The sequence below is a fragment of the Alteromonas mediterranea DE genome (assembly GCF_000020585.3).
GTDB classification, from domain to species: domain Bacteria; phylum Pseudomonadota; class Gammaproteobacteria; order Enterobacterales; family Alteromonadaceae; genus Alteromonas; species Alteromonas mediterranea.
In genome coordinates, this window is the sequence record NC_011138.3 from 2,446,310 (window position 1) to 2,460,699 (window position 14,390).

General features: G+C 42.7%; 20 protein-coding genes and 2 pseudogenes. 15 read left to right on the forward strand and 7 right to left on the reverse strand.

Annotated features, from left to right (window positions below; all coding sequences use genetic code 11):
* Nucleotides 1–24 precede the first annotated feature (24 nt).
* The 3 genes from cysK (at nt 25) to MADE_RS10895 (ending at nt 2,114) form a co-directional block, all read left to right on the forward strand.
* Complete coding sequence (cysK, locus tag MADE_RS10885; protein WP_012518655.1) at nt 25–990, forward strand: cysteine synthase A; 966 nt, start codon at nt 25–27, stop codon at nt 988–990.
* 243 nt (nt 991–1,233) lie between these two features.
* Nucleotides 1,234–1,692, forward strand: a complete 459-nt coding sequence (locus MADE_RS10890) for a nuclear transport factor 2 family protein (RefSeq protein ID WP_012518656.1) — start codon at nt 1,234–1,236, stop codon at nt 1,690–1,692.
* A gap of 239 nt (nt 1,693–1,931) precedes the next feature.
* Nucleotides 1,932–2,114, forward strand: a complete 183-nt coding sequence (locus MADE_RS10895) for a hypothetical protein (RefSeq protein WP_012518657.1) — start codon at nt 1,932–1,934, stop codon at nt 2,112–2,114.
* 467 nt (nt 2,115–2,581) lie between these two features.
* On the opposite strand, the pseudogene MADE_RS10900 reads toward MADE_RS10895, so the two are convergent.
* Nucleotides 2,582–3,755, reverse strand: a pseudogene (locus MADE_RS10900) (IS110 family RNA-guided transposase).
* Nucleotides 3,756–3,889: 134 nt separating this feature from the next.
* Here MADE_RS10900 and MADE_RS10905 point away from each other — a divergent pair.
* The 4 genes from MADE_RS10905 (at nt 3,890) to MADE_RS10920 (ending at nt 6,593) form a co-directional block, all read left to right on the forward strand.
* On the forward strand, nt 3,890–4,180 hold the full coding sequence (locus MADE_RS10905) for a hypothetical protein (RefSeq protein ID WP_023559733.1): 291 nt from the start codon (nt 3,890–3,892) through the stop codon (nt 4,178–4,180).
* 154 nt (nt 4,181–4,334) lie between these two features.
* Nucleotides 4,335–5,183, forward strand: coding sequence for a S1 family peptidase (locus tag MADE_RS10910; RefSeq protein WP_012518660.1), 849 nt, complete (start codon nt 4,335–4,337; stop codon nt 5,181–5,183).
* A 564-nt stretch (nt 5,184–5,747) separates the two neighbouring features.
* On the forward strand, nt 5,748–6,173 hold the full coding sequence (locus MADE_RS10915) for a hypothetical protein (protein ID WP_012518661.1): 426 nt from the start codon (nt 5,748–5,750) through the stop codon (nt 6,171–6,173).
* A gap of 138 nt (nt 6,174–6,311) precedes the next feature.
* Nucleotides 6,312–6,593 carry a hypothetical protein gene (locus MADE_RS10920; RefSeq protein ID WP_012518662.1) on the forward strand — a complete coding sequence of 94 codons (282 nt, stop codon included), beginning with the start codon at nt 6,312–6,314 and terminating at the stop codon, nt 6,591–6,593.
* A 243-nt stretch (nt 6,594–6,836) separates the two neighbouring features.
* Here the strand turns inward: MADE_RS10920 and MADE_RS10925 are convergent, their stop codons facing one another.
* Nucleotides 6,837–7,874: an IS110 family RNA-guided transposase gene (locus tag MADE_RS10925; RefSeq protein ID WP_012517136.1), complete on the reverse strand. Its 1,038-nt coding sequence runs from the start codon at nt 7,872–7,874 to the stop codon at nt 6,837–6,839.
* Nucleotides 7,875–8,053: 179 nt separating this feature from the next.
* On the opposite strand from MADE_RS10925, the gene MADE_RS10930 reads away from it, so the two are divergent.
* Nucleotides 8,054–8,431, forward strand: a complete 378-nt coding sequence (locus MADE_RS10930; RefSeq protein ID WP_012518663.1) for a hypothetical protein — start codon at nt 8,054–8,056, stop codon at nt 8,429–8,431.
* A 103-nt stretch (nt 8,432–8,534) separates the two neighbouring features.
* Here MADE_RS10930 and MADE_RS10935 read toward each other — a convergent pair whose 3' ends face one another.
* Nucleotides 8,535–8,816 carry a type II toxin-antitoxin system RelE/ParE family toxin gene (locus MADE_RS10935; RefSeq protein ID WP_012518664.1) on the reverse strand — a complete coding sequence of 94 codons (282 nt, stop codon included), beginning with the start codon at nt 8,814–8,816 and terminating at the stop codon, nt 8,535–8,537.
* The gene (locus MADE_RS10940) at nt 8,813–9,097 is read right to left on the reverse strand and encodes a type II toxin-antitoxin system TacA family antitoxin (protein ID WP_012518665.1); all 285 of its coding nucleotides are present in this window, start codon (nt 9,095–9,097) and stop codon (nt 8,813–8,815) included. The genes MADE_RS10935 and MADE_RS10940 overlap by 4 nt, the downstream gene beginning before the upstream one ends.
* A 224-nt stretch (nt 9,098–9,321) precedes the next feature.
* On the opposite strand from MADE_RS10940, the gene MADE_RS10945 reads away from it, so the two are divergent.
* Nucleotides 9,322–9,669 (forward strand): type II toxin-antitoxin system RelE/ParE family toxin, encoded by a 348-nt coding sequence (locus MADE_RS10945; RefSeq protein ID WP_012518666.1) that lies wholly within the window; start codon nt 9,322–9,324, stop codon nt 9,667–9,669.
* Entirely contained in the window at nt 9,662–9,946 is a 285-nt protein-coding gene (locus MADE_RS10950; RefSeq protein ID WP_012518667.1) for a helix-turn-helix domain-containing protein, read from the forward strand. The genes MADE_RS10945 and MADE_RS10950 overlap by 8 nt, the downstream gene beginning before the upstream one ends.
* Nucleotides 9,947–10,056: 110 nt before the next feature.
* Here the strand turns inward: MADE_RS10950 and MADE_RS10955 are convergent, their stop codons facing one another.
* The 3 genes and pseudogenes from MADE_RS10955 to MADE_RS10965 form a co-directional block, all read right to left on the reverse strand.
* A complete protein-coding gene (locus MADE_RS10955; protein ID WP_012518668.1) occupies nt 10,057–10,347 on the reverse strand; it encodes a type II toxin-antitoxin system RelE/ParE family toxin in 291 nt (96 codons plus the stop codon).
* The gene (locus MADE_RS10960; protein ID WP_012518669.1) at nt 10,340–10,561 is read right to left on the reverse strand and encodes a TA system antitoxin ParD family protein; all 222 of its coding nucleotides are present in this window, start codon (nt 10,559–10,561) and stop codon (nt 10,340–10,342) included. The genes MADE_RS10955 and MADE_RS10960 overlap by 8 nt, the downstream gene beginning before the upstream one ends.
* A gap of 378 nt (nt 10,562–10,939) precedes the next feature.
* Nucleotides 10,940–11,566: pseudogene (locus tag MADE_RS10965) on the reverse strand (IS110 family transposase); the annotation flags it as partial.
* Nucleotides 11,567–11,757: 191 nt separating this feature from the next.
* Between MADE_RS10965 and MADE_RS10970 the strand changes: the two are divergent.
* From MADE_RS10970 to MADE_RS10985, 5 genes are all read left to right on the forward strand, one after another.
* Nucleotides 11,758–12,015 carry a type II toxin-antitoxin system Phd/YefM family antitoxin gene (locus tag MADE_RS10970; protein ID WP_012518671.1) on the forward strand — a complete coding sequence of 86 codons (258 nt, stop codon included), beginning with the start codon at nt 11,758–11,760 and terminating at the stop codon, nt 12,013–12,015.
* Nucleotides 12,003–12,305, forward strand: coding sequence for a type II toxin-antitoxin system RelE/ParE family toxin (locus MADE_RS10975; RefSeq protein ID WP_012518672.1), 303 nt, complete (start codon nt 12,003–12,005; stop codon nt 12,303–12,305). The genes MADE_RS10970 and MADE_RS10975 overlap by 13 nt, the downstream gene beginning before the upstream one ends.
* A 96-nt stretch (nt 12,306–12,401) precedes the next feature.
* Complete coding sequence (locus MADE_RS10980) at nt 12,402–12,839, forward strand: hypothetical protein (RefSeq protein WP_012518673.1); 438 nt, start codon at nt 12,402–12,404, stop codon at nt 12,837–12,839.
* 148 nt (nt 12,840–12,987) lie between these two features.
* Nucleotides 12,988–13,227, forward strand: coding sequence for a hypothetical protein (locus tag MADE_RS20520; RefSeq protein ID WP_012518674.1), 240 nt, complete (start codon nt 12,988–12,990; stop codon nt 13,225–13,227).
* A 354-nt stretch (nt 13,228–13,581) separates the two neighbouring features.
* Nucleotides 13,582–14,373: a PhzF family phenazine biosynthesis protein gene (locus tag MADE_RS10985; protein ID WP_012518675.1), complete on the forward strand. Its 792-nt coding sequence runs from the start codon at nt 13,582–13,584 to the stop codon at nt 14,371–14,373.
* Nucleotides 14,374–14,390 lie beyond the last annotated feature (17 nt).

Below are 14,390 nucleotides of genomic sequence, written 5' to 3' on the forward strand. Positions count from 1 at the left end.
TCAGGAACGAGGTAAGGATTTATAATGAACGTATTTGACGACAATTCCCTATCTATTGGCCGCACGCCACTAGTTAAGCTAAACCGCGTAACATCAGGTAATGTGTACGCTAAGATTGAATCGCGCAACCCAAGTTTCAGCGTTAAGTGCCGTATTGGTGCGAACATGATTTGGGATGCTGAAAAGCGCGGTGTCCTTACCGAAGGTAAAGAGATTGTAGAGCCTACCAGCGGTAACACAGGTATAGCTCTTGCGTTTGTCGCTGCCTCTCGCGGTTACAAACTAACGCTTACTATGCCTAGCAGCATGAGCCTAGAGCGCCGCAAGCTACTTAAAGCATTAGGCGCAAACCTAGTGCTAACAGAAGCGCCTAAAGGCATGAAAGGTGCGGTTGCTGCTGCACAAGAAATTGTGGCTTCAGATCCAGATAAGTACGTATTGCTGCAGCAGTTTGACAACCCAGCTAACCCAGCAATTCACGAAAAAACCACTGGCCCTGAGATTTGGGAAGATACAGACGGTAAAGTAGACGCGTTTGTAGCAGGTGTTGGTACCGGTGGTACGATTACCGGTGTAAGCCGATACCTAAAAAATACCCAAGGTAAAGCTATTACGTCTATCGCAGTAGAACCAACGGACTCACCGGTTATCACGCAAGCGCTTGCGGGTGAAGAACTCACACCTGGACCACACAAAATCCAAGGCATTGGCGCAGGTTTCATTCCAGGTAACCTAGACTTAGACTTAATTGACGAAGTTGAGCAAGTAACCAACGATGAATGTATGGACATGGCGCGTAAGCTTATGACCGACGAAGGTATTCTTGCCGGTATTTCTTCTGGTGCTGCAGTTGTGGCTGCAAAGCGCTTTGCCGAACGCCCAGAGAACAAAGACAAAGTTGTGGTTGTTCTGCTAGCTAGCGGTACCGAACGTTATCTAAGTAGCCCGCTATTTGCTGGTGCATTTGACGAGCAAGAAGAAGTTCAATAAAAACGCTATGTTTTAATTAGAGAAGCGAGGCATTTGTTGAAGCCTCGCTTTTTTGTTTCAATCAGCCTTAGATGACTTCCCTATCCTACCTCTTGCGTTACGCCCCTCCATTCCTTACTTTGCTTTTCCATTAAATATTGTGAATAATCAAGCAATAGCTTATTGAAGCGAGCAGTACATTGACTTCATTAAGATATAAAACTATCAATAAGAAACGGACGTCTTTAATTTAAGGTATATCAAATGAAAACGCGTATGTGGTACGCCCTTTTGGGGCTTTTTACAGTTTTGATTTTATCCGGCTGCGGTGAAAAAGAAGAAGGCATTGGCCGCTACGGCATGCTAGACGAGAGCACTCCCGAGTACACTACCGTGAAATTTCTAAAAAGTGTTTATGAAGACGACAACTTAGATACTGCGATACAGCTTTCTAGCGAAAAATTATCCAGAATACTCACCCGATATCATACGAATAGTAACGTTCAACGCCACTTGCTTAATTTAAAATACGACACAGTGACAGTTACCCCTCAAAGCGCGGGACGGGTTGGCAGAAACGAGTTTTCAGAAAAATCAACGATTACCGTGTTTTTAAGCGGCAACTATAACGGCGATAAAGTAGAAGACCTACGAAGCCTGGATTTGATTAAAGAAGATGGCGAGTGGAAGGTTAACAAGATTCACCCTGACGCCTATTTATAATTAGCAAGAATTACTGTTTTTATAACCAGCGCTTCAGTCTTTTGCTATAGGTAAAAATAAAAGAGAAATTTTCCGGCTTTCAATCTAAAAAACCTTTTGTTTTTATTTGATAATCTGTTCCAAATAAAAAGTGATATACGGAAATTTTCCACCTTACATAAAGGATTTTTCCTTACACTAAATTGTTATGTGTTTTGCCCCGCATATAACTTTTTTATTCATGGGCATGGAGAAATAAAATGAAAAAAATAACTGTATCTTTAGCTGTAACCGTTGCTTTATTTACTGCTAGCGCTTTTGCGTCACCTTTAATCAATCAGTGGGCAGGAAGTGGAGCTGATGCCGATAAATGGTTTTGTGAATATGGTGATGGTGAAATAATAGTTATTTATGCAAATAGGAATTGCCCTATGTCTAATTAATCACAAGCAATAATAGTTCGATAGAGTACAAATAAAGCACATAACAAGCGCATAAAGACGGGACTGCTAACAGTTTGCTCGGTTCCGCTCCGCTTCACATTTTAGCAAACTATTATCAGCCCCTTATGCGGGCGTTGGTATGACTCCCTTTGTCAACCCTGAACGCGTGCTTCCCTGACATTGTTTCAGCCCATAATTAGCTTTGTTTCTCACTCATAATAAATGAGCTAACGCACCGGATGAGGCAGTAATGTCGTCGGTTGGTATGCTGGTATTCGTAGATTACTTATTCATTGAATAAGCAGAGCTGACCTTACATGTTCCGCCGTAGCCCGGTGACCGCTCAGCCTTTCTCATCAGTCTAGGCTCGTGGTTCAACAACCGTTAGGTTGTTGCCATCATAACGCCCTCGTAGGTTGTGCCACATCCCGCGGCCTGATCCGAATGCGTTAGCTCAAACTCGTTTATCATGCAGGTACTCGGCTCAGTCTTAGTTTTGGATTAACCGGTGTAAGTACCACTTCCTTTGCAATAGCCCAGATGTATGCCGCCATTTCTCTAGCTATTGCGGTAATGATTAAATTGTAGTGTTTACCCTTTTTACTCATGCGCTGGTAGCGTTTGCACAAGCGAAGCTGTGCTTTCCAAGCGAAGCTGTGCTTTCCAAGCGATATCGACGATGTCTTTAGGTAAGCCTTCCTGCCTTAACTGTAATTCGGTAGAGACATTGGCCGGATAACGATAGCTGTGTGCACCTTCAATCAGTAAACGCCTTGCTCTTCCATTTCCCGCTTTAGTAATGGCGCCTAAGTGTCGCTTTCCACCTGATGATTGTTCACTGGGAACTAAGCCCAGATAAGCCATGAGCTTTCTGGGATGGTCGAAGCGGTGTAAATCACCGAGCTCTGCCACCACACCAACAGCAACGAGCAATCGAACGCCTCGCATCGCCTGAACGGCTTTCACAACTGGATAATAACGCCATTGGTGTACATGATGGGTTAACTCATTGTCGAGCCTTTCCAGTCGCCGGATACGCTCTTCTATGGTTTGCAATTGTTCTTGTAAGACAATTTGCTGGGCCGGGTGAGGCAATATCAATTCCGTGAGCCAACGAAGGTGCTTCTTCGACCAGTTGGCAGTACCTTCATAGCGTATGTTATTTCGCAAAAGTAGAGCTTTAAGCTGGTACTTCGCTTCTTTTAAATCCTTCATTGCGGCTTCTCGAGCTCGAGATAAATCCCGCACAGCTTCATCTTCCGGCTCGGGCACATAGATGGGTGTAAGGTCTTCAGACTTTAGCGACCTAACGAGTTTAAGCGCATCTCGGCGGTCGGTTTTAATTCGCTCTCCTGGCTTTTTGGGAATAAGAGACGGAGCCACTACATAGCAACAATGCCCAAGACTGGTAATGAGACGATATATCCAGTAGCCACATGGCCCTGCTTCGTAAACAACGTGAAGTGTTGCACCAGGGTATTTAGATTCAAACTGGCGGAGCAGCTTTTTGACACTGACCTTAGATGAGGGAATACGCCCATAATGAACAGGTGCTGCACCTCGCTGTTCTTCACAATAAGCAACCTCATGAAACTCTTTATGCGTATCCAACCCTATAAAAATCATGCTATGTTTGTTCATGCTAGCCTCCAAATTGATTTAGTATTGAACAAACTAATTATGGCTCTGGCTGAAAAGTTAACCCACGAAAATGCGGGGGCTAGCACTTTTACAGGGAGTCATTGTGTCTATGTGCCACTTAGAATAAGAAACCTATGACTAGAATTTTTCATACTCAACTCAACTTAAAGTCACTTATCAAAATATCTGCAACCATCAACTTTATAGGTGGATTAGTATTTGGAGTTCTCATTTTTATTATTGCGCTTTTCGGAGAACCGACCATAGTCGATTTAATTTCAGTGATAGCAACACCGGCAGTTTCGGTTGTAAATGGCGTTATGATGGCCTTAGTAGCGTATCCATTTTATAAACGGTGGTGTGCAAAAATTAAAGGTCAGAAAGTTAGTGGTTTTTTCGTGGAAGTATCAAGCGATGGTACATAACAAAAAAATCAAGTCACTCACTTCGTTCGCTGGGACGCAAACACGCAGGGCGGCTGCGCCATTATGCCCCACATGTCTGCGCCCGTTATTGGAAAGTTATATGCGCTGAAGATTCAGCTTGTTCGTCAGGCAACTAATAATATTAAGGAATGATATGTCAATCGAAAATGCACTTGTTCGCTCAACTGTTAGAGTAATGGCGGGTAAAAATGGACAAGAACCTTTTTCCGTAGGGACTGGGTTTTACTATAAAGTGCAAGACCCAAAAACATCGAATGCGAAAATTTTTATCTTAACAAATAAGCACGTTGTGAATGGTGCAGATTATATTAGGTTTGTTCATTCTTATGCGGACTCTCTTGAAGACTTAGACGAACATCACCAGCCTGTTGGAAGAGTTGATAAAACAGAACAACTTCCAATTGCACCATTTGTATATAACCATCCAAACGCCGATATAGACCTTTGTGCTATTGATGTGACCATCATATTGGCTCCTATACTAAATTCAGGGAAAAAGCTTCGAAGTATGGTTCTTGATTCAAGCTGGATGGTTAAAGACGAAGATAAAAAGCATGTTAGGGATATAGAGCAAGTTTTGGTAGTTGGCTATCCCCGAGGCATTTGGGATCATCACAATAATATGCCCATCTCTCGCATCGGAAATACAGCGACTCATCCTTTCGCGAATTATCAGGATAAACAGGATTTTCTTATTGATGTAGCAGCTTTTCAAGGCTCAAGCGGATCACCAGTTTTCTCGTATGAAGCACCAATGTTCAGGCAAGCTAGTGGTGCATATACTCCGGGAACCAAAGTAAACCTTATAGGTGTTGTTTGGGGCGTTATCGAGTCAAGCGTAGAGGGGGATTTAAAAGTCATAGAAATCCCTTCTGCATTAAAGCATGTGCCAGTTATGAATGCTTCATTGAACCTTGCCTTAGCGCTTCATGCTGATGTAATTAAAGATCTAGATGCGTTAATTTTGCCCACAATTAAATGACGTTGGCATGCGCATATAACAACTCAATAAACTCACTCACTTCGTTCGCTGGGACGCATACACGCGGGGCGGCTTCGCCATTATGCCCCACATGCCTGCGCCCGTTATTGAAAAGTTATAAGGCGTCAGCCTAAACTTCGTTTGGCTTTATAAAAATCCCAGTACAACTACCCTCACCTGTTCTCATTAGCATCGCTCTGGCTTGTGGTAAGTTTAAATCCGCCGCTTTCAATTCAAAGCTGGTGTAATAGGCGCTTTATCGCCAAATTCTTATTTTCAGCCAGCAAGCGCCATTACACTTGATAGTTAAAATGGCGGCTAGCTTCTGCAAAATCAAAAATATCAATGCACAGTCGTTTTGCTTGTTTGTGTTAACAATCAATCGTATGCTGGCTTTATCAGTTTTTAAAAAGACCAAAGGAACTGGCTTTGCTTATAACAAGGCGCTCAAGACCACTCCCTTAGGTCTCCTGGGACGCAAACATGTGGGCTGCTCACTTCGTTCGGATTTTAGCCCACATGCCTGCGTCCCTTATTTAAAAGTTATGTTCACAAGGACGAATTATGAAATCAAGAATCTTAATTGGCATTTCTGGCGGCATTTTTACCATTGTGGTCTTCATTCTTGGCTTTATCACGTCTATATACTTAATGACATCTACTGATGCAGCTAGCTACGCGAAGGAGCACGTAGATAATGGAAGGTTCATGCTCTACGCTTTAAAAAACATCGAAGATGGAGAAATCGAAAAAGCCAGAACCTCTCTAAGAAGTCATGTATCAATGAAAGTGCTTTTAGTAGATTCCTTTAGACTTCCGCCCACCAGTGAACGAGAAGACCAACTCATCAAAGACTTTTATATGGAAGTGGCTGACTATTTCAATTCGCAAGGTGGCTTCAACGAAACAATGAAAGTAATGGAAAACGGGGAGTGGGTTACAAAGCCTACGCCAACAATGGAGATCCTCAAGGGGTTTTCAACGAAGTGAACATAACAAGTCAATCAACATACTCACTCCGTTCGCTGGGGCGCATACACGCAGGGCCGCTTCGCTATTAAGCCCTGCGTGCCTGCGCCCGTTATTGAAAAGTTATATTTCCCTCAAATTTTAAAAAATGGAGTTTTAATGAGACCATATGCAAACTTAAAAACAAATAATTTAGGACTTGTCCTTATTATTGCTAGACTTCTCGCTTATGTGGGATTTGGTCTTTTATTTTTGTCTCTTATCATAGCGGTTAGTAAATATAGCGCGGGTATAAATACCTTTATGCATATCTCAGCTATTAGCCTCTTGCCCCATTCTCTATATTCTTTATTTGGGTCTTCTGTTCTTGCTTCTCTAATAGCTATAGAAGACACCCTTAAAACAAAGAGCAATCGCTCTGTAAGTGAAAATAAAATATAACAAGCGCATTAACACTCGCTGCGCTTATGTGGACTCCCCATAGTCAACAACTATTTTTACCGTTCAAGATGTAATGCGTGCTTATGTACGAGCTCATAATGGGAAGCTATCCCGGCTCTATGATATTTACGCGAACTTGATGCCACATCTCGCTGGCGGGCTTTTATTCCCTGAGCGCAGCACTGGCTTACCAAGCTGATTTTTATCTTGTATGGCGCATTTAGTTGTTAACTTAAAACTAAACTAAGCAGATAATAGCTCTGCTTTGTAATCAGTTCCGTTGCGTAGCAACGAAAATGCTGTTCTAACTGTTTTGTTGGCCAGCGCTACAGCTGCACAACGTTTACCTCTCCGCTCTACTAGCCCTTTAATCCATTCATCTTTCTTCGTTCGCGAATCACGTTTAACCGCCTGGTTTATTGCTGACATCGCACCTGCGACCAAGTTAGCGCGCAATGACGAGTTCCGTATATTTTTACCTATAGACCCCAAACGCACTTTACCACCTGAAGAATGTTGTATTGGCGTTAAACCGATACACGCAGCAGCGTCTCGGGCTTTTTTGAAAACGCCTAACTCACAACAACCTAGCGCTATGTACAGGTTAACCGCATTTGTCGGGCCAACACCTTCTATCTTCATGAGATTTTTGCAAGCTTCTGATGCTCTGCTGGCTCTAGCTACACTCTTTTCGTAGTGTTTTACGAGCTCTATACTCTTGAGATATTGATGCCATGCCGTGTGTAATGCCTCTCTGAATATCGCGCTAAATCCATTTTCTGCATCTTCCAATATCGACTGTATTGCACTGTTCAAACCCGCATCTGTTGGTGACAACTTAATGTTGAACTCTAAAAGTAACGAACAGAGTTGATTCCCGTAAGCAACTTTATGCTTTACTGATAGTTGATGCATACGGACAAGTGATTGAAGCTCCTGCTGCTCCTTAGACTTCCCGCTAATAAAATTCACGTTACTAAGTTGTGATGCCTGTAAAACCGCTTCAGCATCGTTCTTATCAGTCTTTTGGTTTTGACGAATATTCGATACAAGCTTAGCTGATATTAAACGGGCATCATGCCCGTATTCACGCGCACATTGATACCAATAATTTGACGTCGCACACGCTTCAAAAACAACTGTCATTGGTTTTTGAGTGGCTAGCCAATTAGAAAAAGCAGTGGGCGTCATCGGCATATTACGAACTATCTTATTCGATTTGGCGACACAAACCTGGATCTCTTTTTTTGCTAAATCTACACCAGTGAGCATATTATACATAGATGGACTCCTATCTAACCTTTGTGTGTGACAACGTAAATGTTAGACCAACCTATTAGGTTGGGGAGTCCAATTATCTCGTTGGGGACAAAAACACGTGGGCTCCTGGCGCTTCGCTAGAAATTGTAGCCCACGTGTTTTTGCCCGTTATGCGGGTGTTATGTTTTAAGGAGAAATTTATGATTCATAGGATTTTTAAACAATTAATTTTGGCAACTCTGCTGTTTGCTTTTAGCAACGCAAGCTTCGCGAATAACAATGCATCTCAATCAATTGCTTTCAGCGCTTCAAGCTCTGAATCGGAGCTCACAATATCGTGCAAACCGCTAAATGATGCTGTTGCAAAGGATGCATCTTGGGTTGAAAAATGCAACCAGGCCGCATTGGAATTTTTAATTGCACAGCAAGAACAAGGAGTTCAACTAGAAAAACAGGTTCCAGAAAAGCCATTCGGTATGGCTGCTGAGTTCATGGCAAATACTCTAAAGAGTAACCCTTCAAACTTTGAAGCTGTTAGTATTAATAGGGCTTTCGCTCTTATCAGCAACAAAACATAACAAAACGCTGTTGGCACTCCCTTAGGTCGCTGGGACGCTAACACGTGGGCTCACTAACTTCGTTCGGATTTTAGCCCACGTGCTAGCGCCCCAAAGCTTAGCGTTAGTTGCCTACAGGAAATTTTTGCTTTTGGTGTAAAACTCGAAGAATGTGAATAATGTCGTCTTTTATGAAATATGAAACAATCATTGAAACCTCTGAAATTATTAACAGTCTTCCCGGTATATCCTCTCTCTCCACTCCCATAAAAGGTTGCTGGTTCAAGTTTTCAACTTTCTTCTCAATTATTGCATCAGTTTTTTCTGCTGCTAATGGGTTAAATTCGTATAAAAACTCGAAAATAGCCTCACGATCGTCCAACGAACTTTTTTCCCATAAGATCATTTTTTGGCTTTATTCCTAATTTTCATTTTTCGAGCTTCCATGTCCAAGTTCGCTTCTTCATGACTGACAAACTTGCTTTGCCCACTCTCTAATTTACTGAACGCAGCATTAACCTCTTCAGTAAGCCACTGATCATGATTAATTATTTTTCGTTGCTGTTCAGCGAGTTCTTCCGTAAGCTCTCTACAAGCGTCACTTAAAGTGCGTCCTTGGCTTTCGGCCATTATCTGAGCTAGCCGTTTAGTTTCTTCATCTACTCTAAACTGAATACGGGTATCCATAGTAAACTCCTTATGAAATGTACACACAAATGTTAGCACACCTATTGAATTTACGGCAACTAACAAACGCATTGACTCTGTCGCTGGCGCTCCTTGGGACAAAAACACGTAGGCTCCTTGCGCTTCGCTTAGTATTGTAGCCTACGTATTTTTTCCCGTTATGCGGGTGTTAGCCCTTATTTCTCTCTTTGACCAAAGTAATCCAATGGATTACAATCAGCGTTATGCTTACCACAATAACTGAATTACCTGAATACATTAAACGAGCAGATTCATTACTTTACGAATCTGAGCGTAAAGCCTTAATTGATTATCTTTCTGAGCACCCAAAAGCGGGAGATATCATGGAAGGTACTGGCGGTATTCGTAAGTTACACTGGAGTAGAGGCAATAAAGGTAAAAGCGGTGGTGTAAGAGTTATCTATTACTATCACGATGAGCGTATTCCTTTATATCTTCTTACCATGTTTGGGAAAAGTGAGCGCGCGAATTTGTCCAAGGCTGATAGGAATGAATTGGCTAAACTCGTTGAAATTCTAGCAAAGAAAGCATTGGAGAAAGCTTATGAATAATGCATATGAAAGTATTGCCCAAGGGCTTCAAGAGGCAATCGATCTTAATGACGGCAAAAAGGTGGCTGCTAAAGTACATCGCCCACCTCACGTTGATGTAGCCAAGATTAGGCACGGCTTGGGATTAACACAAATGGAGTTTGCTTCCAAATTTTGTATTAGTGTGTCAACTCTTAGGCATTGGGAGAGAGGCGACCGAACTCCTCATGGTCCAGCATTAGCGCTGTTAAATGTGGTCGCCAAAGAGCCAAAGGCAGTTTTGCGTGCGCTGGGCTAAAAAACCAATCAACACACTCACTTCGTTCGCTGGGACGCATACACGCGGGGCGGCTTCGCCATAATGCCCCACGCAACTGTGCCGCTTAGCGTAATGTTATACGCAATTGGTCATAATAACTTTTTAACATCACGGTAAAAGTTTTCATGAGAACCAAGAGCTATCAATTCAAGTATTACAGTGCCATCCTCGTAGCTGTAACCTAGTAAGGTTAACTGCTTGACCATCTTGAATTTGTACACGCGAAGAAAGGCTAGGTCGCCTTTTTTTTGCTCACCTAGAAGAGGATCGGCCATTAGTTCCTTAACGGCTTTATCCAAGTCTTTTTTCTGATTCTGATGTAACTTCTTTACTGCTCTCTTAAAATTAGCTGTCTGTAAAACATTGGTAATCTTAGCCAAAATCGTAAGGCTCCAATTTTCCAGCCTCTTTTTCAGCTTTAGAAATAATTGCCTGTTTCACAAATTCGTATGGCAAATCGGGATTATCTTCCATCATTTCACCTATCTTTGCCCAATGCTCAATCTGTTTTGGCATAGTTCGATTTAGTGCTTTGCCCATAATGGTAGCTTTCTCAACTAGATCTTGGTCTAGTCTTACGCTCGCGGTTGCCATAATATGTCTCCCAATAGTTAGCCGCTACATTGTAGCAATACGCTACAGATGTAGCAAATTGCGTATAACAAAAGCATTAACACTCGCTGCGTTCGCTGGGACAGTAACACGTGGGCTCTGTCGCTTCGCGCGGATTTTAACCCACGGGTTACTGCCCCTTATGGGGGTGTTGGTATGACTCCCTTTGTCAACCCTGAGCGAGTGCATCCCTGACACTATTTCAGTCCATAATTAGCTTTATTTCTCACTTAAAATAAATGAGCTAACGCACCGGATGAGGCAGTAATCTCGTCGCTTCTAATGCTGGTATTCGTGGATTATTCATTTCTCAATGAACAGCGCCTACCTTACTCACTCCGCCGTAGCCCGGTGACCGCTCATCCTTTCCAGTCGCCGGATACGCTCCTCAATGGTTTGCAGTTGTTCCTGCAAGACAATTTACTGGGCTGGATGAGGCAAAATCAGTTCGGTGAGCCAGCGAAGGTGCTTCTTCGAACAGTTGGCAGTGCCTTCATTACGTATGTTGTTGAGAAGTAATAAGGCTTTGAGTTGATACTTTGCTTCTTTTAAATCCTTCATTGCCGCTTCACGAGTACGGTATAAGTCGCGAAAGGCTTCGTCCTCAGGCTCGGGAACATATATGGGCGTGAGATCTTCAGACTTTAATGACCTAACGAGCTTAAGCGCATCTCGGCGGTCAGTTTTAATTCGCTCCCTTGGCTTTTTGGGAATAAGAGACGGAGCCACGACATAGCAACAATGCCCAAGACTGGTAATGAGACGATATATCCAGTAGCCACATGGCCCTGCTTAGTAAACAACGTGAAGTGTTGCACCAGGATATTTAGATTCAAACTGACGAAGTAGCTTTTTGACACTAACCTTAGATGAGGGAATACGCCCATAATGAACAGGCGTCGCTCCACGCTGTTCTTCACAATAAACAACCTCATGAAACTCTTTATGCGTATCCAACCCGATAAAAATCATGCTATGTTTGTTCATGCTAGCCTCCAAATTGATTTAGTATTGAACAAACTAATTATGGCTCTGGTGAGCAGTTTTGCTGTTAGCTAACCCACGAAAATGCGGAGGCTAGCATTTCTCAGGGAGTCATTGTGTCTAGCCGTTTGAAAACTTGCCATGCTCAGAGTGATAGAATAGTATCACTTTAATGTTACTTTGGAGCAGCTCAAATGAAAGTAGAACTTGTGACGTCACTAAAACGGCAGGCTACTAAGATCCTTGCCGATCTTCATGATACGAAAGAGCCAGTATTAATAACTGAGCACGGAAAGCCGTCAGCTTACCTTATTGATGTAGAAGATTATGAATTTATGCAAAATCGTTTAGCGATCCTAGAAGGCATTGCTCGTGGCGAGCGAGCTCTAGCGGATGGCAAAGTGGTAAGCCATCAAGATGCTAAGGACAGAATGTCAAAATGGTTGAAATAATTTGGACGGAGCCGGTTCTATCCGATATGAATGGCATTGCTGAATACATCGCGCTTGAAAATGTCGTGGCTGCTAAACAACTGGTGCAAACGGTTTTTACAAAAGTTGAACGTTTGGTTGATTTTCCAGAGTCTGGACGCGTCCCACCAGAACTGGAACACCTCAATTGTTGTGAAGTCGTTGTAACTCCGTGTCGTGTTTTCTACAAGTATGATGATGAAAAGGTTCGTATTCTTTTTGTTATGCGTGCGGAGCGAGATTTGCGTCGGTTAATGCTAACGAAACAGTAGGTTTGGTAAAAACGGCTAACAACGCGCTCAAGTGGGACACATACATGCAGCGGCTTGCGCCATTATAGCTGCATGTATGTGCCAAAAGGAATTTGAATGCACAAGAATAATCAACTAATAATCGCTGGCAGTTTAAGCATCTTGGCTGCACTACTTCATATAAGTTGTATTATCGGCGGTCCTGATTGGTATCTCTTTTTTGGTGCTGGTCAACGCATGGCTCAACTCGCAGCTCAGGGTGACCCGTACCCCACAATTGCAACTTTAGTAATTGCCTCAATTCTTACGGGCTGGGGCTTATATGCGTTTTCTGGTGCAGGCATAATCATCAAATTACCTCTACTAAAAACCTGTTTAGCTCTAATCACAGCCATCTATTTTTTGCGTGGTATCGCAGGCTTAATTGGCCCCTTTCTGACTTCAGACCCTGTGGTACATCAGAATTCAATAACCTTTTGGTTAGTAAGCTCAATTATATGCTGTATTTATGGTATGTTTTATTTATTGGGCACAGTAAAGTTATGGCAGCAGTAGAAAGTACGCTGGCACATAACAAAAATTAAGCTCGCACGCTACGCGGCCTGGAACGCAAACATGTAGGCTGGCTCACTTCGTTAGACTTTTAGCCCACGTGCCTGCGCCCCTTATTTAAAAGTCTATATACCTAAAAGGATTTGACTAAGTGAAGTACCTCATATTATCTCTTTTTTCACTTTCCATTGTTGGCTGTGGCACAATCAATACGCCTAATGACGGTGTCGATGCAATCTACAACACCACTTCGGCAGTGATAAAAGGTGAGAACAGTAACTGCTCGACGGGGCATATTGAAGATAGGAAGAAGTGTAAGAGTCGTTCGCAAGAAAAGACAAATGCTATTTCAGAGTCAATCAAAAAGCATCGTCGCGACAGCGGCGTCTAACAAGGAAAATTTTTATTTCATAAGCTTTCATTAATATACGCTATGCTCTTTTTACTGTCAGCTTCCACAACAGGAAAGCTGTATTACACGCAAGAGTCTGGGAAACGAGTTTTAGATTGCGATGTAGAGTTACGCCTTAAAGGTGCTTTGTTTATAAGCCAATAATCGTTGACGGTAAGAAAAACTAGCATGACAATGGACACGCAGGTTTTGGCCAAGTACTTACAATTGCAGGCGCTGCAACGAAAACTTTTATGACCTTGCACTGACTGGAAACACGGGCGATACGAATAGCAGCCCATTTTACTTAATGCCAATTCAAAGCTTTAAAAATAATAGAAAAAGCGCGTTTGTATGAAAATTAAAATTAACGTTGTTGATGCATTTACCAGTGTAAGATTCAAAGGTAACCCTGCCGCTGTTGTTATCACTGGCAAATGGCTCAGTAATGAAAAAATGCAGGAAATTGCTGCCGAGAATAACCTGTCTGAAACCGCATTCTTGGTTGAAGACGATAACGGCGTATTTACTATCCGCTGGTTTTCACCCATGACAGAAATCGACTTTTGTGGGCACGCAACGTTGGCTTCTGCCTATGTGATTTTTAGCGAAAATTATCAGCTATCACATATTTCACTTTTCGCAGAGTCAGTAGGAATGATGAAAATCGTTAAGAAAGACGAAGGATTCATTCAAATGGATTTCCCAAATAGAATGCCCCACCCAGTCAACGATGTGCCTGAAGCGTTACTGCAAGGGCTTTCTATCAAGCCCAAAAGCGTTTTAAAAAATAACCAAGCTTATTTTGCGGTTTATTCTGACGAAGATGACGTTTTAAGCGTAATTCAAGACAGCGAACAACTAAAAACACTCGCACCCTATGATGTGGTAGTGACAGCGCCTGGTACGCAATTTGATTTTGTTTCGCGTTATTTTTGGCCCGCGAACGGCGGTGATGAAGACCCGGTTACCGGTTCAATCCACACGGGGTTGGCGCCGTATTGGGCAAAAGTGTTTGGACGGTCAAAGCTTATGGCTTATCAAGCATCTAAACGAGGCGGTATAGTGAAGTGTGAGGTGACAGGCGACCGCGTGCTTATTTCTGGCCAAGCGGTGTCTTACCTTGAAGGTTATATTAATATTTGATGGTTGATTGCCTTACA